This is a genomic window from Limnohabitans sp. Hippo3 (genome assembly GCF_003063665.1).
Classification (GTDB): Bacteria; Pseudomonadota; Gammaproteobacteria; order Burkholderiales; family Burkholderiaceae_C; genus Limnohabitans_A.
The window spans coordinates 356,203-375,001 of record NZ_NESF01000001.1 but is presented as its reverse complement, the minus strand read 5'-3'; the positions used below and the strand labels follow the sequence as shown (position 1 = coordinate 375,001).

Annotated in this window: 19 protein-coding genes; 12 read left to right on the top strand and 7 right to left on the bottom strand. The window is 61.9% G+C overall.

Translation table 11 applies throughout. The annotated features are described in order from the left end of the window. Window position 1 precedes the first annotated feature (1 nt). The 7 genes from B9Z34_RS01775 to B9Z34_RS01745 all read left to right on the top strand — a co-directional run bounded on the left by B9Z34_RS01775 (window position 2) and on the right by B9Z34_RS01745 (window position 5,869). The gene (locus tag B9Z34_RS01775; protein ID WP_108426384.1) at window positions 2-187 is read left to right on the top strand and encodes a DUF2065 domain-containing protein; all 186 of its coding nucleotides are present in this window, start codon (window positions 2-4) and stop codon (window positions 185-187) included. A 66-nt stretch (window positions 188-253) separates the two neighbouring features. Beyond that, the gene (locus tag B9Z34_RS01770) at window positions 254-1,414 is read left to right on the top strand and encodes an ATP phosphoribosyltransferase regulatory subunit (RefSeq protein WP_108426383.1); all 1,161 of its coding nucleotides are present in this window, start codon (window positions 254-256) and stop codon (window positions 1,412-1,414) included. A 17-nt stretch (window positions 1,415-1,431) separates the two neighbouring features. After that, entirely contained in the window at window positions 1,432-2,760 is a 1,329-nt protein-coding gene (locus B9Z34_RS01765) for an adenylosuccinate synthase (RefSeq protein WP_108426382.1), read from the top strand. A 52-nt stretch (window positions 2,761-2,812) separates the two neighbouring features. Beyond that, window positions 2,813-3,337: a phosphoribosyltransferase gene (locus B9Z34_RS01760; RefSeq protein WP_108426381.1), complete on the top strand. Its 525-nt coding sequence runs from the start codon at window positions 2,813-2,815 to the stop codon at window positions 3,335-3,337. Between the two features lie 72 nt (window positions 3,338-3,409). Continuing rightward, entirely contained in the window at window positions 3,410-4,666 is a 1,257-nt protein-coding gene (locus B9Z34_RS01755; protein ID WP_108426380.1) for a PLP-dependent transferase, read from the top strand. A gap of 128 nt (window positions 4,667-4,794) precedes the next feature. Further along, a complete protein-coding gene (locus tag B9Z34_RS01750; protein ID WP_233249368.1) occupies window positions 4,795-5,658 on the top strand; it encodes a DUF2189 domain-containing protein in 864 nt (287 codons plus the stop codon). 10 nt (window positions 5,659-5,668) lie between these two features. Next, a complete protein-coding gene (locus B9Z34_RS01745) occupies window positions 5,669-5,869 on the top strand; it encodes a hypothetical protein (RefSeq protein WP_108426379.1) in 201 nt (66 codons plus the stop codon). Between the two features lie 27 nt (window positions 5,870-5,896). Here the strand turns inward: B9Z34_RS01745 and mnmH are convergent, their stop codons facing one another. Together mnmH and B9Z34_RS01735 are read right to left on the bottom strand one after the other, a co-directional pair. Next, on the bottom strand, window positions 5,897-6,970 hold the full coding sequence (gene mnmH, locus B9Z34_RS01740; RefSeq protein WP_108426378.1) for a tRNA 2-selenouridine(34) synthase MnmH: 1,074 nt from the start codon (window positions 6,968-6,970) through the stop codon (window positions 5,897-5,899). Continuing rightward, window positions 6,967-7,617: an arylesterase gene (locus B9Z34_RS01735; RefSeq protein ID WP_108426377.1), complete on the bottom strand. Its 651-nt coding sequence runs from the start codon at window positions 7,615-7,617 to the stop codon at window positions 6,967-6,969. The genes mnmH and B9Z34_RS01735 overlap by 4 nt, the downstream gene beginning before the upstream one ends. Between B9Z34_RS01735 and B9Z34_RS01730 the strand changes: the two genes are divergently transcribed. Genes B9Z34_RS01730 through B9Z34_RS01720 form a run of 3 tightly spaced genes read left to right on the top strand, consistent with a single transcriptional unit; the run spans window position 7,616 to window position 9,425 of the window. Next, window positions 7,616-8,314, top strand: a complete 699-nt coding sequence (locus B9Z34_RS01730) for an ABC transporter ATP-binding protein (RefSeq protein WP_108426376.1) — start codon at window positions 7,616-7,618, stop codon at window positions 8,312-8,314. The genes B9Z34_RS01735 and B9Z34_RS01730 overlap by 2 nt on opposite strands. Window positions 8,315-8,321: 7 nt before the next feature. Then, window positions 8,322-9,056: a 23S rRNA (guanosine(2251)-2'-O)-methyltransferase RlmB gene (rlmB, locus tag B9Z34_RS01725; RefSeq protein WP_108426375.1), complete on the top strand. Its 735-nt coding sequence runs from the start codon at window positions 8,322-8,324 to the stop codon at window positions 9,054-9,056. An 18-nt stretch (window positions 9,057-9,074) separates the two neighbouring features. Then, window positions 9,075-9,425, top strand: a complete 351-nt coding sequence (locus B9Z34_RS01720; RefSeq protein WP_108426374.1) for a hypothetical protein — start codon at window positions 9,075-9,077, stop codon at window positions 9,423-9,425. A gap of 6 nt (window positions 9,426-9,431) precedes the next feature. Here B9Z34_RS01720 and B9Z34_RS01715 read toward each other — a convergent pair whose 3' ends face one another. From B9Z34_RS01715 to B9Z34_RS01705, 3 genes are read right to left on the bottom strand one after another with little or no spacing between them, the layout of a single operon-like run. Further along, window positions 9,432-10,034 carry a chromate transporter gene (locus B9Z34_RS01715; RefSeq protein WP_108426373.1) on the bottom strand — a complete coding sequence of 201 codons (603 nt, stop codon included), beginning with the start codon at window positions 10,032-10,034 and terminating at the stop codon, window positions 9,432-9,434. After that, window positions 10,031-10,627, bottom strand: a complete 597-nt coding sequence (locus B9Z34_RS01710) for a chromate transporter (protein WP_108426372.1) — start codon at window positions 10,625-10,627, stop codon at window positions 10,031-10,033. The genes B9Z34_RS01715 and B9Z34_RS01710 overlap by 4 nt, the downstream gene beginning before the upstream one ends. 21 nt (window positions 10,628-10,648) lie before the next feature. Further along, complete coding sequence (locus B9Z34_RS01705) at window positions 10,649-11,248, bottom strand: YigZ family protein (RefSeq protein ID WP_108426371.1); 600 nt, start codon at window positions 11,246-11,248, stop codon at window positions 10,649-10,651. Window positions 11,249-11,390: 142 nt separating this feature from the next. On the opposite strand from B9Z34_RS01705, the gene B9Z34_RS01700 reads away from it, so the two are divergent. Beyond that, window positions 11,391-13,763, top strand: coding sequence for a YgiQ family radical SAM protein (locus tag B9Z34_RS01700; protein WP_108426370.1), 2,373 nt, complete (start codon window positions 11,391-11,393; stop codon window positions 13,761-13,763). Window positions 13,764-13,785: 22 nt separating this feature from the next. Here the strand turns inward: B9Z34_RS01700 and B9Z34_RS01695 are convergent, their stop codons facing one another. Beyond that, window positions 13,786-16,425 (bottom strand): [protein-PII] uridylyltransferase, encoded by a 2,640-nt coding sequence (locus tag B9Z34_RS01695; protein ID WP_108426369.1) that lies wholly within the window; start codon window positions 16,423-16,425, stop codon window positions 13,786-13,788. Window position 16,426: 1 nt separating this feature from the next. Beyond that, on the bottom strand, window positions 16,427-17,242 hold the full coding sequence (gene map / locus B9Z34_RS01690) for a type I methionyl aminopeptidase (RefSeq protein ID WP_108426368.1): 816 nt from the start codon (window positions 17,240-17,242) through the stop codon (window positions 16,427-16,429). A 203-nt stretch (window positions 17,243-17,445) separates the two neighbouring features. Here map and B9Z34_RS01685 point away from each other — a divergent pair, with 203 nt between their 5' ends. Further along, on the top strand, window positions 17,446-18,789 hold the full coding sequence (locus tag B9Z34_RS01685; RefSeq protein WP_108426367.1) for an NAD(P)H-dependent oxidoreductase: 1,344 nt from the start codon (window positions 17,446-17,448) through the stop codon (window positions 18,787-18,789). Window positions 18,790-18,799 lie beyond the last annotated feature (10 nt).

The following is an 18,799-nucleotide window of genomic DNA, read 5'->3' as shown; positions in this document are numbered from 1 at the left end:
CTTGCTCGACGCCTTCCTGCTGGCATTGGGCCTGATGCTCATCCTGGAGGGCTTGATGCCCATGGTGTCGCCATGGAAGTGGCGACGCCTGTTTGAGCAGCTGCTGCAGCTCGAAGACGGGCAAATCCGCTTCTTCGGGATGGCCATGGTCATCGCTGGCTTGTTGCTGTTCTGGTTTGTTTCCTGAGCGCAACCCCGGAAACGGGCTTTCAAGCCGGTAAAATCTCTTTTTTAACCGTCCCCCTCCATCCCCATGTCTGCTTGGGTCCTCCCGGATCACATTGCCGATGTCTTGCCCTCCGAGGCTCGTCACATCGAAGAACTCCGCCGCGAACTGCTCGATACCGCCCGTGGCTATGGCTACGAGTTGGTCATGCCGCCGCTGCTGGAGCATTTGGAGTCCCTGCTCACCGGCACGGGTGAGGCGCTGGATTTGCAGACCTTCAAGCTGGTCGACCAGCTGTCGGGTAGGACGCTGGGTTTGCGTGCCGATACCACCCCCCAGGTGGCCCGCATTGATGCACATTTGCTCGGCCGTGCCGGCTTGACCCGTCTTTGCTACTGCGGCCCCGTGCTGCACACTCGTCCCGCACGCCCCCACGCCACCCGCGAACCTCTGCAGCTGGGGGCCGAAATCTATGGCCACGGTGGGCCCGAGGCCGATCTGGAAATTCTGCAATTGGCGCTGGACAGCCTGCGTGCCGCCCGTTTGGGTGATTTGCAGGTGGACCTGGCCGACGCCCGCATTGTCAACAGCCTGTTGCAGTCCGAGACCCTGTCGGATGCGCTGCGGCACGACATCCATGCGGCCTTGGCGATCAAGGACGCCAGCGCCATTGCCCGTCTGACCAGCGGCTTGTCTGAAACCTCGCGCAACGGTTTGTTGGCGCTGGTGGATTTGTATGGCGACGTCCGTGTGCTGGACGAGGCTGCCCGCCGCCTGCCCGCGACCCCGGCCATCACCCAGGCCTTGAGCCAGCTGCGCTGGCTGGCCGAGCAAATTCCGGGCGTGGCCGTCAGTTTCGATCTGGGTGACTCGCGGGGTTACGCCTACTACAGCGGCATGCGTTTTGCCATTTATGCCAAGGGGGCATCGGATGCGCTGGCCCGCGGCGGTCGTTACGACGGTGTGGGCGCTGTATTCGGTCACCGCATTGACCGTGACCGGCCCGCCGTTGGCTTCAGCCTAGATTTGAAAGAATTGGTGGCCGCTGTCCAGCCCTTGGCTTTGCGGGCAGCCATCCGTGCGCCGTGGGGCCATTCGGCCAGTTTGCGCACGGCCATTGCCGCTTTGCGCAGCCAGGGTGAAACCGTGGTGTGCGTCCTGCCCGGGCACGAAAGCGAAATTGACGAATTCCATTGCGACCGAGAGCTGACAGAAGCGGCCGGGCAGTGGGTGGTACAGGCTCTTTGAGAAAGAACATTTCAAGCATGAACAAGTTGCAAGGCCGTAATGTGGTCGTCGTGGGCACCCAATGGGGCGACGAGGGCAAAGGCAAACTGGTCGATTGGCTGACCGAAAGCGCCCAGGGCGTGGTCCGTTTTCAAGGCGGCCACAACGCAGGCCATACCTTGGTGATCAATGGCGTGAAAACCGCCTTGCACCTGATCCCCAGCGGCATCATGCGCGCAGGCGTCAAGTGCTACATCGGCAACGGTGTGGTGCTGTCGGTGCCCAAATTGCTCGAAGAAATTGCAGGCCTTGAAAAAGCCGGGGTCGAGGTGCGTTCACGCCTGCGCGTGAGCGAGGCCTGCCCGCTCATCTTGCCTTACCACGTGGCACTGGATGTGGGTCGTGAAGCCGCCAAGGAAAAGGCCGGAACGGCCAAGATCGGCACCACTGGCCGTGGCATTGGCCCCGCTTACGAAGACAAGGTGGCGCGCCGTGCACTGCGGGTGCAAGACCTGAAATACCCCGAGCGTTTTGCCACCAAGCTGCGCGAAAACCTGGCTTTGCACAATGAAGTGTTGGTCAATGTGCTGGGTGCAGCGCCTGTCGATTTTGACGCCACGTACAACGAAGCCATGGCGTATGCCAAGGCGCTTTTGCCCATGGTGGCCGACGTGTCGCGCGAACTGAACGACGTCCACAAGGCGGGTGCCAATTTGCTGTTCGAAGGTGCACAAGGCACCTTGCTCGACGTGGACCACGGCACTTACCCGTTTGTGACCTCGAGCAACTGCGTGGCGGGCAATGCTGCAGCCGGTTCGGGCGTCGGCCCCGGCATGCTGCACTACATCCTGGGCATCACCAAGGCGTACTGCACCCGTGTGGGCGGTGGCCCTTTCCCCACCGAGCTTGACTGGGAAACCCCTGGCACACCCGGTTACCACATGTCCACAGTGGGGGCTGAAAAAGGCGTGACCACCGGTCGTTCGCGCCGCTGCGGCTGGTTCGATGCCGCTTTGCTCAAGCGCAGCGCCCAGGTCAACGGTTTGAGTGGCCTGTGCATTACCAAGCTCGACGTGCTGGACGGCTTGAAAGAGCTGCTGCTGTGCACCGGCTACGAGCTGGATGGCGAAGTCATCGACATCCTGCCCATGGGGGCGGATGAGATCGCCCGCTGCAAACCGATTTACGAAGTGATTCCCGGCTGGACCGAAACCACCGTGGGCGTGACCGAGATGGACAAGCTGCCGGCCACCGCCCGTCATTACCTGGACCGCATCGCCCAAGTCACGGGTGTTCCGGTGCATGTGGTGTCGACCAGCCCGGACCGTGACCACACGATCTTGCTGCACAACCCGTTTGCAGCCTGATTCCCTTCGACGACTTTTTCACCCACACTGATTTTTCACTGGAGTTCACCCCATGTTGACCGAAGACGGCAAGCACCTGTACGTGAGTTACGACGAGTACCACAACCTCATCGAAAAACTCGTCATCAAGATCCACCAATCTGGCTGGCAATTTGACAACATCCTGTGCTTGGCCCGTGGCGGCATGCGCCCTGGCGACATCTTGTCGCGCGTCTTTGATAAACCCTTGGCCATCATGTCCACCAGCTCCTACCGCGCCGAAGCTGGCACGGTCCAGGGCCACTTGGACATCGCCCGCTACATCACCACCCCCAAGGGTGAGATCGCTGGCAAAGTGCTGCTGGTCGACGACCTGGCCGACACAGGCCACACCTTGCGTGCCGTGGTGGACCAGTTGAAAAACAACTACAAGCCGGTCACCGAATTACGCACCGCCGTGATCTGGACCAAAGGCGTGTCCACCTTCAAGCCCGATTACTCGGTCGAAGATTTGCCCACCAACCCCTGGATTCACCAGCCCTTCGAGCCGTATGACAACATGCGTCCCGAAAAACTCCTTGAAAAGTGGAGCGTTTGAGCGCACTCGGACATACCCTGTATGGTCTTTCAACAGCCTCCTTCGGGAGGCTGTTTGCATTAGGATGCGCGGATGCAAGCAGAATCCCTAAACGCCTCTTTCGCCCACATGGCCACTGGCCTGATCCACCACCCCTACACGCCGCCAGCCGGTTTTGAGGCCCCCCAGCCGGGCGTCTTCAAGGCTTCAACGGTGTACTTCCCGACCGTGGCCGATATGCGCCAGCGTGAGTGGAAAGACAAGTCCGCCTACACCTACGGGCTGCACGGCACGCCCACCACCTACTTGCTTGAAGAACGTCTGTGCAGTTTGGAGGGGGGGCTGCAGTGCGTGTTGGTCCCCAGCGGCCTGGCGGCTCTGGCCCTGGTGGCCCTGGCAGTGCTGAAAACCGGCGACGAGGTGTTGATCCCGGACAACGCCTATGGCCCCAACAAGGCGCTGGCCGATGGCGAGTTGCGCCATTTCGGCATCACACACCGCTTTTACGACCCGATGGATCCGCAGGATCTCGCCAGGCAGATCACGGACCGCACCCGGTTGGTGTGGCTTGAAGCCCCGGGCTCGGTGAGCATGGAGTTTCCCGATTTGCCCGAGATGGTGCGCCTGTGCCGCGCGCGCGGCGTGTTGTGTGCCCTCGACAACACCTGGGGTGCGGGCCTGGCCTTCAAGCCCTTTGATTTGCTGGGCGACGGTGCAGGCGCGCAGGGCAGTCTGTCGGTGGACATCAGCGCTCATGCGCTCACCAAATACCCCAGCGGCGGCGGCGATGTGCTCATGGGCAGCGTGATCACCCGCGATGCGGCCTTGCACCTGAAAATCAAGCTTTGTCACATGCGCCTGGGTCTGGGTGTGGCCGCCAACGATGCCGAAACCGTGCTGCGCTCATTGCCCAGCATCGATCTGCGGTACAGGGCGCACGACCAGACTGCCCGTGCGCTCGCCGCTTGGTGGCAAAGCCAGCCGCAATGTGCGCAACTGTTGCATCCGGCTTTTGAAGGGGCGCCTGGCCATGTGCATTGGCAAGCCCTGTGTGACCGTGTGCCCGGCACGGGACTGGCCGCGGGCTTGTTCAGCGTGATGATCGACGCCCGTTACAGCCAAGCCCAGGTCGACGCGTTTTGCGATGGCCTGAAACTTTTCAGGATCGGTTACAGCTGGGGCGGCCCCGTGAGCCTGGTCGTGCCCTACGACATCGCAGCCATGCGCCAGGCCTGGCCCGCACACCTGCAGCGCGGCACCCTGGTGCGTTTTTCCATGGGTCTGGAGTCCGCGCAGGATCTGATCCTTGACTTGCATCAAGCTGTACAGACGCATTTGCCCATGACCTGATCGCACAGGTGACACTGAGGCGCATTTTTCCGCCGCGCACCCACTTCGTTGGGGGCTTTCCTGACTTTTCAAAGCTTGGCAGTGGCAGTACCCTGAGGACTTTCCATGCTTGAATCCGTCTCTTTGCCATGACCGCTGCCAACCAGTCCCACGACCCTGATGCAGAGCTGCCCACGATGGCGGCGCCCTATGTGCCGCCACCGCCCGAAGGGCCACGCTCGCACATGCGGCCTCTGGGCTGGGCAGACCCTTTTCGCTGGTTGGCTAGGGGCCTTCTGGACCTGCGACAGCATCCGGGCATCGCCCTGCTTTATGGCTTGTGTTTTTGGGGCATGGCACAGGTGCTGGGCTTGGTGTTCAAACACAAGCCGGAATACACCTTGTCGCTGGTTTCGGGCTGCTTGCTGGTCGGGCCTTTTTTGGCCATGGGCCTGTACGAGGTCAGCCGCAAGCGCGAGCGGGGCGAGTTGCCCGACATGGCCACCTCGCTCATGTGTTGGGACCAGCACATCCGCAGCATGGCCATGCTGGTGTTGGTCCTGATGGTGCTGGAGCTGCTGTGGGGCAGGGCATCGCTGGTGGTGTTTGCGGTTTTCTTCAACACCGGCATGCCCTCGACCACGGGGGTGATCGAGGCCGTGTTCAACCCACAAAACCTCGAATTCATCCTGGTTTACCTAGCCGTGGGAGGCGTATTTGCTGCCCTGGTCTATGGCCTGTCGGTGGTGTCGATTCCCATGATTCTGGACCGCGACACCGACGCCATTTCTGCGGTGTTGACGAGCATGCGGGTGGTTTTTTCGCACCCCGGGGTGATGCTGCTGTGGGGCTTGCTGCTCAGTGTCTTGGTGTTGGCGGCCCTGTGGCCTTGGGCCTTGGGCATCATCGTGGTCGGGCCATGGCTGGGTCATGCCAGCTGGCACGCTTATCGGGGCAGCGTTGAATGGGAAGAAGGGCCTCAAGAAGCTGTTACATTGGGCAGCTCAAATTAAAGGAGCCATCTTGGCCACACCCAACTACGGATTCGAAAAACGCCAGAAAGAATTGGCCAAGAAACGCAAAAAAGAAGACAAGCTCAAGGCCAAGTCCGAACGCAAATCCGGCCTCTTGCCCGAAGACGGCTCCGATCCGGATGCGGTGATCGATGCAGACCCTGCGCCATCAGCGCCCGATGCTGCCGGCGAACAAACGCCAGCGGCCTGAATGCTTCAGGCCCACAGGGTCTGCAACTCATGGACGATTTTGAGGCCTTGCTTGCACCAGTTCGCGGGCCAAGGCCCGCATGTCCGCCATGCTGTGGCTCGCAGGTGTGACCAGCGGGGCTTGGGCGTAATGCACAAAGTTGTGGCCCGTGGACGTCTCGTAGCCCGGATCGTAGTGGGCTGACAACAATTCGGTCACCACTTCGCGCATTTCGCCTCGCTCGATGCGCTCTTGCCAGCCTTGCACCACGGCCTTGCCGCGCAGGGCCGTCAGGCGCTCCAGGCGGTCGGCAAACAAGGCGCGGTCTTGCGTGAAAAACGCATAGTCTTCCAGCAGCAAATTCACCCTGTTTTCCAGCGACAGGTCCACCCGCAGGCAGGGGCTGGCCCGCATGGCGGCCATCAATGCATCGGGTACCGCCAGATTGCCCACTTTTTTGCTTTCGGCTTCCACAAACACCGGGCGGTCTGCACTGAAGCCGCGCAAGGCGTCCCACACCTGCGTGTCAAACGCCTTTTGGGTGGGCTGCGGCGTGCCGGGAATCAGGCCCAGCACCGAGCTGCGGTGGCAGGCAATGGCTTCCAGGTCCAGCACCTGCGCACCTTCTTGCGCCAAGGCTTGCAGCAAGCGGGTCTTGCCCGAGCCGGTGGGTCCGCACAAGACCTTGAACTGCAGGCGCTGCGCCTGGCGGGGCGTGTCTTCCATCACGGCTTTGCGAAAGGCCTTGTAGCCGCCTTCGATCAGGTGCACCTTGAAGCCGATCTGCCCCAGAATCAGCGCCAGCGAGTTGCTGCGCTTGCCCCCGCGCCAGCAATACACCAGCGGCTGCCAGTTCTTGGGCTTGTCCATGACATGGATTTCGATGTGGCGGGCGATGTTTTTGGCCACCAGCGCGGCGCCCACTTTTTGCGCCTCAAAAGGGTTGACCTGCTTGTACAGCGTGCCCACCTTGATGCGCTCTTCGTTGTTGAGCGACGGCCAGCTGAGGGCGCCGGGCAGGTGGTCTTCGGCGTGCTCGCCCTCCGAGCGGGCGTCGAGGATGGCATCAAACTGGTCCAGTTGGGCCATGGCATCCGAGGCCGAGATCAGGTGAACGCTCATTTCAGTTGTTTCTTCAAAGTGGGCCAGAGGTTGGCCAGCATGCGCGGCTGCGCGGCTTCATTGGGGTGGATGCGGTCGGCCTGGAACCATTTGAGCGGCTCGGGGTCGTCGCCAATGCCTTTCAAAAAGAAGGGCACCAGCGCCGCCTTTTGGCTTTTGGCCACTTGGGCAAACGCCGCTTCAAACTGGCGGGCCATGTCGGGGCCGTAATTCGGCGGCATTTGCATGCCCAGCAGCAGCACCTGGGCCCCAGCGGCTTGGGCTTGTTGGGTCATGTCCAGCAGGTTGCTTTGCGTCATCGCCATAGGCAGCCCACGCAGCGCGTCGTTGCCGCCCAGCTCGATGACCACATGGCTGGGCTGGTGTCGTTTGAGCAAGGCGGGCAGGCGAGAGCGCCCGCCCGAAGTGGTGTCGCCGCTGATGCTGGCGTTGATGACTTGCACACCGGGCTTTTCTTTGTCCAATTGTTTTTGCAGCAAAGCCACCCAACCTGTGCCGCGGGCAAGGCCATATTCGGCACTCAGCGAGTCGCCCAGCACCAAAATGCGCTGCGCAGCAGCCGCTGGCACAGGCAGGGCAAAGCCCCAGCCGGCAAGGGCCAGCAGGGTCCAGTTAAAGTGGCGTCGTCTCAACAAAGGTGTGTGCATGCCTGAATCTATCATTGCCGTGCGTGGCGTCTCGAAAAGTGTGCAAGATGCCAGCGGGCAGCTGGACATTTTGCGCGATATCGATTTCTCATTGAACGCCGGGGAAACCGCTGCGATTGTCGGTGCTTCCGGTTCGGGCAAAAGCACGCTGCTGGCCATCCTGGCGGGCCTCGATACACCCAGTGCCGGGCAGGTGCTGTTGGCCGGGCAATCGCTGTTTGATTTGTCCGAAGACGAACGCGCCGCTGTGCGCGCCCAGCATGTGGGTTTTGTGTTCCAGAGCTTTCAGCTCATGCCCAACCTCACGGCCCTCGAGAACGTGATGCTGCCGCTGGAGCTGGCCGATCGGCCGGATGCCCGCAGCACCGCCACCGCCATGCTGCAGCGGGTGGGTTTGGCCGAGCGCCTCAAGCACCTGCCCAAAGTGCTCAGCGGCGGCGAGCAGCAGCGCGTGGCCCTGGCCCGCGCTTTTGTGGTGCAGCCCGATTTGCTGCTGGCCGATGAGCCTACGGGCAGCCTGGACCACGCCACGGGCGAGGCCATCATGGACTTGATGTTTGCGCTCAACCGCGAACAAGGCACCACCTTGGTCTTGGTCACACACGACCGGCAGTTGGCCGCCCGTTGCGAGCGCAGCCTGGTGATTCAGGCGGGACGCTTGTCTGAGGCGGCTGGCGCTTCGGCGGAGCAACGATAATCACCGGATGTCATCCCACAAAGTGCTGTTCGGCTTCCATGCCGTGGGCGTTCGCCTCAAGATCGCCCCTCAATCCGTTGTTGAAATCCATTACGAGGTCGCGCGCCGCGACGCCCGGATGCGGCAGTTCATCGACAAGGCCCGTGATTCGGGCATGCGCCTGATCGAGTCGGACAACGAGCGCCTGGCCAAGCTGGCCGGGGGCCATGGCCACCAGGGCGTGGTCGCCCTGGTCACGCCCATCCCCCAAAACCATTCCCTTGACGATCTGCTTGACACCGTCGAAGGCCCACCCTTGCTCTTGGTGCTGGATGGCGTGACCGACCCGCACAATCTGGGCGCTTGCCTGCGCGTGGCCGACGGAGCGGGCGCACATGCGGTCATTGCCCCCAAAGACCATGCCGCCGGCATCAACGCCACCGTGGCCAAAGTCGCCAGCGGTGCGGCCGAAACCATGCCGTACTTCATGGTGACCAATCTGGCGCGGACCTTGGGCGAGCTCAAGGAGCGCAGAATCTGGGTGATCGGTACGAGCGACGATGCGCCTCGCACGATTTACCAAGCCGACCTGAAAGTGCCCACCGCCTTGGTGCTGGGCGCCGAGGGCACCGGCATGCGCCAGTTGACCCGCAAGAATTGTGACGAGCTGGTGAGCATTCCCATGCGCGGCGCGGTCGAGAGCTTGAACGTATCGGTGGCCAGTGGTGTGTGCCTGTACGAGGCGCTGCGTCAGCGCAGTTGAGCTGAAAAGGGGTTTTGAATGTCCAAGAACACGCAGCGTATCGCACTGACCGCCTTGCTCGTCACCGCCAGCCTGCTGGCCGCTTGCACCCAAGAGCAGCAAAACAAGATCAGCCGCGACATCCAGAACTGGACGGGCACCAATGGCGTGTTGGAGGTGTATGCCGGAGACAAACTGGTGCGCCGTTTTTTGAAGGTGGACAAGATCAGCACCGCCTTGGGTACCGATGACAAAGCGCCACGCGCCTACCGCTACGGCTATGGCGTGCTCGATGAGAACCTGAACAGGGTGGCCGATCCCGACGAAAAGAAGGTGTACTTCGAGGTCAGCGATTACTCGAACACGGTGTTCTTCGAGAACCCGCGTTGATCGGACTCAGACCCAGCCCAGCCCACCGAGCAGGGCACCCAGGCCGATCAACCACAGCATGTGGACCCGGGTGCGCCAGACCACCAGGGTGGTGACGGCGGTCAACACGTACAAAGGCCAGTCGCGTGCAGGCTGGTTGTGGCTGATGGTGAGCAGCCAGGCCGTGCTCAACAAAAGCGCAATCACGATGGGAGCCATGCCCGATTTGAAGGCCCGGATGCCCAGCTTGTCGCGGTGTTGGTGCGCCCAGCGCGTGGCCGTGTAGGTCAGGATGGAAGAGGGCAGCATGATGCCCAACATGGCCAGCAACACACCCAAACTGGCCAGGGCAGCACTGAACCAGCCGCCGCCCAGACCGGCTGCGGCGTTCAAGCCCACGTTGAAGCCCATCAGCGCCACAAACAAAATATTGGGCCCTGGTGCAGACTGCGCCAACGCAATCGACGAGGTGAATTGCGACTCGCTCAGCCAATGTGTTTCATCCACCAGGTAGCGGTGCATGTCCGGCGCGGTGGTGATCGCGCCACCTACGGCCAGCAGCGACAAAGAGGCAAAGTGGCTGAACAGGCTCAGCCAATCGTGGACCGACAGTTGCAGCACCGGGTTCATGGCGAACCCCAGGTCTGGCTGGCTTGTCGTGCCAGTTGCAGATAGGCCCAAGCGCAAGCGATCAAGCCCGTGCCCAGCAGCACCACAAACAAGGGCCATCGCAATACCCCAACCCCAGCGAAAGTGGCTGCAGCCAAAGCGATGCAGACCGGTTTGCCCATCGGGTTGTGGCGCAGGGCCGTGATCAGTTTGAGGCCCACCGCCGCAATCAGACCCGCCGAGACCGCGCCCATGCCACGCAAGGCGCCTTGTGCCCACGGCTCTTGCGACACGCCGCCAAAAGCCACAGCCAACAGCAAAACCACCACCAAGGGGGCGGCCAGCATGCCCGCCACGCCTGCCAATGCACCCTGCAGGCCAAAGTAACGCCCGCCGATCATCAGCGAGAGATTGACCACATTGGGGCCGGGCATGACCTGGGCGACAGCCCAGTCTTCGATAAATTGCTCGCGGGTCATCCAGCGCTTTTTCTCGACCAGTTCGCGCTGAACCACAGCCAATACGCCACCAAAACCCTGCAGTGCCAGCAGGGTGAAAGACACAAAAAGATCGGTTTTGGAGCGCGGGCTGTTCAAGGGGACAAGTTCTGACATGCCGCCATTATCCGGGGGACTTCAAGCCCCTTGTTCGGTGTCCAGCCAAATCAACTGGCCGCGCCCACTCTCGTTCAGGCGCGTCACCAAGGCCGCGGCTTGGGTTTCAGGCAATTCAAATTGCAGGCGCACCATGCTGGCGTGTGTGACGCTGTTCAACACGGCTTGTACCCCCTCCAGCTCCCTGCGAACGAGGCCTTCCAGTGCATAGGGCACTCTACAGGCCAGTTGCTGTGTCTTGATCCGTGCCACCTTGTCTGCTGTCAATAAGGCTTGCGCGACCGCGTCGGTGTAGGCCCGCACCAGACCGCCTGCACCCAGCTTCACGCCGCCAAAATAACGCACCACCGAGGCCAGCACGCCGTCAAGGTCCTGGTGCCGTAGCACCTCCAGCATGGGGCGACCGGCGGTGCCGCCCGGTTCACCGTCGTCGTTGGCGGCCGACTGCCCACCCGCGAGCAGGGCCCAGCAGACATGGGCGGCGTCCGGGTGCTGAGCCTTGAGTTGCGCCACACGGTTGAGCGCTTCGTCACGCCTAGAGACCGTTTCGACGCAGGCGATGAAACGGCTTTTTTTGATGATCAACTCGTGGTGAGCGGGACGGGCGAGCGAGAACGGCATGGCTCGATTGTCCTGGATGCGGTGATGGCCGGATTCAAACCACCCGGTCATGCGGATTTGCCTCTTTTTGGCTGAATACCCACTGCTTTCTCAAGCCCACCCCCGAACCCCTACACTAGCGGGTTATCCCGATACCGAGCCCATGAACGCCTTCACCGACGTCTCTTTCTTCCCGCGCGACGCCAAGCCGCTGACCAGTTACCGCAAGTACTGGGCGCAGCGCTTTGGCACGGCCCCATTTTTGCCGATGAGCCGCGAGGAAATGACCCAACTGGGCTGGGACAGCTGCGACATCATCATCGTCACCGGTGACGCCTATGTGGACCACCCCAGTTTTGGCATGTCGGTCATTGGCCGCATGCTGGAAAACCAGGGTTTTCGGGTCGGCATCATCGCCCAGCCCGACTGGACCAGTCCCAAGCCCTTCAAGGCCCTGGGCAAACCCAACCTGTTCTGGGGTGTGACCAGCGGCAACATGGATTCCATGATCAACCGCTACACGGCGGACCGCAAAATCCGCAGCGACGACGCCTACACCCCGGGTGATGTGGGCGGCAAGCGGCCCGACCGCGCGGCCATCGTGTACAGCCAGCGCTGCCGCGAGGCCTTCCCGGAAGTGCCCATCGTGCTCGGCGGCATCGAAGGCAGCCTGCGCCGCATCGCGCATTACGACTACTGGTCGGACAAGGTGCGCCGCTCCATCGTGGTGGACAGCAAGTGCGACCTGCTCTTGTACGGCAACGCCGAGCGGGCGATTGTCGAGATTGCCCACCGCCTGGCCGCCCGCGAGCCCGTGCAGCAAATCACCGACGTGCGCGGCACCGCCTTTGTGCGGCGCGAAACCCCCGAGGGTTGGTTCGAGATCGACTCCACCAGTGTTGACACGCCCGGGCATGTGGAGGCGCACATCAACCCGTATTTGATGATTTCGGACCAAGCGCGGGAGCAGGGCGCGACCTGTGCGCGTGAGGAAGAGGCCAAGGAAGTGGCCGATGCCCACAACGCGCAAAGCATTGAAGCCGATTTGTCCACCGCCGTGGCCCAGGCCCGCACCGTGCAAGCCGCTATACAGCCGCTCACCTTTGTGCTCAACCCCGCTTTGCGCGGCAAAGGCACCCACAAAGTCCCGCCCCGCGACAAAAGCGTGATCCGCCTGCCCAGCTACGAGCAGGTCAAGTCCGACCCGGTGCTCTATGCCCACGCCAACCGCGTGCTGCACCTAGAAACCAACCCAGGCAACGCCCGCTGCCTGGTGCAAGCGCACGGGGAGGGCGCCACCGCTCGCGACGTGTGGATCACACCGCCGCCCATCCCGCTCACCACCGCTGAGATGGACCATGTGTTCGATCTGCCGTATGCCCGCAGCCCGCACCCGCGCTATGCCGACGAAAACGGCAGCCACGACCACGCGACCAAAATCCCCGCGTGGGAAATGATCCGCTTTTCCGTGAACATCATGCGCGGCTGCTTTGGCGGCTGCACCTTTTGCTCCATCACCGAGCACGAAGGCCGCATCATCCAGAGCCGCTCCGAAGAATCGGTCATCCGCGAGGTGGAAGACATCCGCGACAAGGTCAAAGGCTTTACGGGCGTCATCTCTGACCTGGGTGGCCCCACGGCCAATATGTACCGCCTGGGCTGCCGCAGCCCCGAGATCGAATCGGCCTGCCGCAAACCCAGTTGCGTGTTCCCCGGCATCTGCCAGAACCTGACCACCGACCACGGCCCGCTGATCAACATGTACCGCCGTGCGCGCAACTTGAAGGGCATCAAGAAGATCCTGATCGGCTCCGGTCTGCGTTACGACCTGGCCGTGCAGTCGCCCGAGTATGTGAAAGAGCTGGTGCAGCACCATGTGGGCGGCTACCTGAAGATCGCGCCCGAACACACTGAGGGCGGCCCGCTGTCCAAGATGATGAAGCCGGGCATCGGCACCTACGACCGCTTCAAGACCATGTTCGACAAGTACAGCGAAGAGGCCGGTAAAAAGCAGTTTCTCATCCCTTACTTCATCGCCGCCCACCCGGGCACCAGTGACGAAGACATGATGAACCTGGCCATCTGGCTCAAAAAGAACGGCTTTAGGGCCGACCAGGTTCAAACCTTCTACCCCAGCCCCATGGCCACGGCCACGGCCATGTACCACTCCACCCGCAACCCGCTGCGCAAAATCACCCGCGACAGTGAAAAGGTGGACATCGTCAAAGGCGACAAACGCCGCCGCCTGCACAAGGCATTTTTGCGCTACCACGACGCCAACAACTGGCCGTTGCTGCGCGAAGCGCTCAAAGCCATGGGGCGCTCAGACCTGATTGGTAACGGGAAACACCATTTGATCCCGAGCTGGCAGCCGCTGGCTGAAGAGGGCTACAAGAGCGCACGACGCAAGAACAGCACGGGCGCGGGCGGGAAGTCATCGGTGGCTTTGTCGACCGCGGCCAAGCGGTCGGGTCAGCCGAAAAAAGGCCAGATGCTCACGCAGCACACCGGTCTGCCACCACGCCGAAAAGCTTGACCAAGAGGCCAGCTGACTGGCCTTACCCCGCCTGCAGCGCCGCCAGCAGCTCCGTCTCGATCTCGATCTGCGCCTTGTTTTGCTGCAACTCGGCGCCGCTGATCAGGAAGGTGTCTTCGACGCGTTCGCCCAAAGTGCTGATCTTGGCCAGTTGCAGGTCAATGCCGTGCTTGGCCAGAACGCGGGCGATGCTGTAGAGCAGGCCATTGCGGTCGCTGGCCGAGATGCTGAGCAGCCAGTTTTGCGCTTTTTCGTCGGGTTTGAGGGTGACCCGTGGGGTGATCGGGAAGCTTTTCACCCGGCGTGACACCCGGCCTTTGGTGGGCGTGGGTAAGGGGCCTTGGCGCTCCAGCGTCTGTGTCAGGCCCGATTCGACCATGGTCATCAGCTCCCGGTAATGCTCAGGCAGCATGGTGGTGACGATCTGGAAAGTGTCCAGCGCCCAACCGCTGCGGGTGGTGTGAATCTTGGCGTCCAGCACGCTGAAGCCTGATTGGTCAAAGTGCCCGCAGATGCGGGCAAACAGGTCTGCTTGGTCGGGTGTGAACACCAGCACTTGCAAACCTTCTCCGACGGGGGAGGGGCGGGCCCGCACAATGGTCCGCGTTTGTTCCGGCGCAGGCCTGGCCACGTGCCGTGAGAGCTGCCGTGCATGCCAGGCGATGTCGGACGCATCGTGGCGCATGAAGTAGCTCACGTCCAGGGTGTCCCACAGGGCCTTGTGGCCTTCGTGCGGTTGCGCCTGTCGGGCCAGTTCGATGAGCGCCTCGCGCTTGCGGGCTTCCACCTCGGCATTGGCGTCGGGGGCACGGCCACCGAGCACACGCAGCGTGGCTTTGTAGAGGTCTTCCAGCAGCTTGCCTTTCCAGGCGTTCCACACTTTGGGGCTGGTGCCCCGGATGTCGGCCACCGTGAGCAAATACAGGGCCGTGAGCCGACGCTCATTGCCAACGCGCTGGGCAAAGCGGCCGATGACTTCCGGGTCGCTCAGGTCCTCTTTCTGGGCCACATGGCTCATCGTCAGGTGTTCACCCACCAGAAATTCGATCAGTTGCGCATCCGCCTTGTCGATTTGGTGTTGGCGGCAGAAGGTGCGCACTTCGGTGCACCCCAGTTTGGAGTGGTCACCGCCGCGGCCTTTGGCGATATCGTGAAACAGCGCGGCCGTGTACAAAATCCAGGGCTTGTCCCAGCCCCCCGCCAGCTGCGAGCAAAAGGGGTACTCGTGCGCATGCTCGGGCATGAAAAAGCGCCGCACATTGCGCAGCACCATCAGGATGTGCTGGTCCACCGTGTAGGCGTGAAACAGGTCGTGCTGCATCTGGCCCACGATGCGCCGAAACACCCACAGGTAACGCCCCAGCACCGAAGTCTCGTTCATCAGGCGCATCGCGTGCGTGATGCCCTGGGGCTGTTGCAGGATCTGCAAAAAAGTTTGGCGGTTGACCGGGTCGGCGCGGAAACGCCCATTCATGATGGCCCGCACGTTGTAAAGCGCACGCAGGGTTCTGGCCGAAAAGCCTTTCACACCCGGCGTGGCCTGGTACAGCAAAAAGGTCTCGAGGATCGCGTGGGGGTGTTTTTGGTAGAGGTCGTCGCTGGCCACCTCGATCAGGCCCGCTTTTTCAAAGAAGCGCTCGTTCAGGGGCCGGAAATCGTTGACGGATTCACCCCGATCGGCTTTGAGCCGGTCTTCGATGTTGAGCAACAGGATCTGGTTGAGCTGCATAACTGCCTTGGCGGCCCAGTAGTATTGGCGCATCAGCTTTTCGCTGGCACGCAAAGCCAGTCGGCCTTCCGGCGTCACGTCGGACGCATAGCCAAACGACTCGGCCACATTGGTTTGCAGATCAAACACCAAGCGGTCTTCGCGCCGCTTCGCTTGCAAATGCAAGCGGGCACGGATCAGCCCCAGCAAGGCTTCGTTGCGTTTGATTTGCCGCGCTTCCAGCGCTGTGGCCAGGCCTTTGCGGGCCAGCTCGTCCCAGCTTTGGCCCAGGCCTGCGGCACGGGCCACCCACAAAATCACCTGCAGATCGCGCAAGCCACCGGGAGACTCCTTGCAGTTGGGCTCCAGGGCATAAGGCGTGTCTTCGAATTTGGTATGACGCTGCCGCATTTCCAGGGTTTTGGCCACCAGGAAGGCCTGCGGGTCCATGGCCGCGAGGAACTGTTTTTGAAACTCGGCAAACAAACGGGTGTTGCCGGTCACACGGCGCGACTCCAGCAGCGAGGTTTGTACCGTGATGTCTTTGGCCGACTCGGACAGGCACTCGCTCAAGGTGCGCACGCTCGCGCCAATTTCGAGGCCCGTGTCCCAGCAGCTGCCGATGAAGCGCTCGAGCTGGCCTTGCAACTCGGGGTTGTTTTCGGGTGATTGGCCGTCCGGCAAAAGCACCAGCACATCCACATCGGAATAAGGAAACAGCTCGGCCCGGCCGAAGCCGCCCACGGCCACCAGACACAGCTCGGGCGAAAAGCCAGCGTTGTGCCACAGCTCAATCAGCAAACCATCGGCCAGGATGGACAGTTGACGCAAGGTTTGCTTCAGGCCCCGAGTGACCGCACCGCTGTGGGCCAGTGTGTGCAAAACAGTCGCTTTGTCTTGCTTGTAGCTGTCGCGCAGGGCAGCCAGATCGGCCGTGGGGACCGGGCCGTCCATGTCAGGCGATGGCTTTTTGGGTGATGAAAGCCGGGATTGGCGGGCTGCCGGCCGACAAGGTCAACACCTCGTAGCCGGTTTCGGTGACCGCCACAGTGTGCTCCCATTGGGCGGACAAGGAGTGGTCTTTGGTGACAATGGTCCAGCCATCGCCCATTTCCTTGATGTCACGCTTGCCCGCATTGATCATCGGCTCGATGGTGAAGACCATGCCAGGGACCAATTCGGTCAGGGTGCCGGGTTTGCCGTAGTGCAACACCTGCGGCTCTTCGTGGAATCCGCGCCCAATGCCGTGGCCACAAAACTCGCGCACCACCGAAAAGCCGTGGCCTTCGGCAAATTTCTGAATAGCGTGGCCAATGTCGCCCAGGTGGGCACCGGGTTTGACCTGCTCGATGCCTTTCCACATGGCTTCATACGTCAGGCTGGCCAGTCGTTTGGCCGCAATCGAAGCTTCGCCCACATGAAACATGCGGCTGGTGTCTCCGTGCCAACCATCCTTGATGGTGGTGATGTCGATGTTGAGCGAATCGCCTTTTTTGAGCGGCTTGTCGTTCGGGATGCCGTGGCACACCTGGTGGTTGATCGAGGTGCAGATCGATTTGGGGTAGGGCTTGTAGCCGCCGGGTGCGTAATTCAGCGGTGCTGGAATGCAGCCTTGCACATTGACCATGTAGTCATGGCAGAGCTTGTCAATCTCGTTGGTGGTGATGCCCGGTTTGATGAAGGGCTCGATGTAGTCGAGGACTTCCGAGGCCAAGCGGCAAGCCACGCGCATGCCTTCGATGTCTTCGGCGGTTTTGATGGTGATCGTCATGGGGCTGAATTATCCCATTGAGTGATTCGGAGTGCTTGGATGGGGGTCATCAAACGTTTGGGTCGGCGGGTCGCGCGCGAGACTTTTTTGAGGGCCGAGCGTCGACCATGGCACGCAGAGAAAGGGTAAAGTGGATCAAATATTTGGCAAGCCGAGACCGCTTGCTGAGCTGCACTGTGATTGGATGAACCGAAAGCCTCCGCATGAACCTGCACGCCAAACTCCTGCAACGCGCAGCCGAGAACCGCCCCATTCGCATCGGCCTGATTGGCGCGGGCAAATTCGGTTCCATGTACCTGGCGCAAATTCCACGCACCCCCGGCGTGCACCTGGTGGGCATTGCGGACTTGTCGCCCGTCAACGCCCGGGTCAATCTGGCCCGCGTGGGCTGGGAAGCCGAGCGCCTCACGGCCGGCAGCCTTGATGAAGCCGTGAAACACGGCACCACCCATGTGGGCGACGACTGGCAAAGCCTGGTGCGCCACCCGGCGGTGGACGTGGTCGTGGAATGCACCGGCTCACCCCTGCACGCGGTAGACCACATCCTGGAAGCCTTTGCGAACCGAAAGCATGTGGTCAACGTGACTGTAGAGGCCGACGCCTTTTGCGGCCCCTTGCTCGCCACCCGCGCGAAGACAGCGGGCGTGGTGTATTCGCTGGCCTTTGGTGACCAGCCTGCGCTGATTTGCGATCTGGTGGATTGGGCCCGCACCTGCGGTTTTCCGGTGGTGGCGGCAGGCCGAGGCCACAAGTGGTTGCCGCATTTTTCTGAATCGACACCCGAAACGGTCTGGGGCTATTACGGCTTGACGCCTGAGCAAGCCGAGCGCGGCGGCCTCAACCCCAAAATGTTCAACAGCTTCCTCGACGGCTCCAAGCCCTCGATCGAGAGCACCGCGGTCTCCAATGCCACAGGTTTGGGCGTGCCCAGCAACGGTTTGCTCTACCCGCCCGCCAGCGTCGAAGACATCCCCTACGTCACCCGCCCGATCTCGGAGGGCGGTGTGCTGGAGCGCAAGGGCATGGTGGAGGTGATCTCCAGCCTGGAAAAAGACGGCCGCCAGATCCCTTACGACATCCGCATGGGCGTGTGGGTCACGGTGGAGGCCGAGACCGACTACATCAAGAACTGCTTTGAAGAGTACAACGCCCACACCGATCCGTCTGGCCGTTACTTCACGCTCTACAAGCGCTGGCACCTGATCGGTCTGGAAGTGGGGGTGAGCGTGGCCAGCGTCGCCCTGCGCAACGAGCCCACAGGCGTGGCCATCGGCTGGAACGCCGACGTGGTGGCCACCGCCAAGCGCGACCTGAAACCCGGCGAAATGCTGGACGGGGAGGGCGGCTACACCGTCTGGGGCAAGCTGCTGCCTGCCGCCACCTCCAAGCGCATGGGTGGCGTGCCGCTGGGCCTGGCCCATGGTGTCAAAGTCATTCGCCCCGTGGCCAAAGGCCAAAGCCTGACTTGGGACGACGTGGCCATGGACACCAGCACCCACGCCTACCAAATCCGGCGCGAGATGGAGGCCACTTCGGTGCTGGGTTGAGTACTCCCAC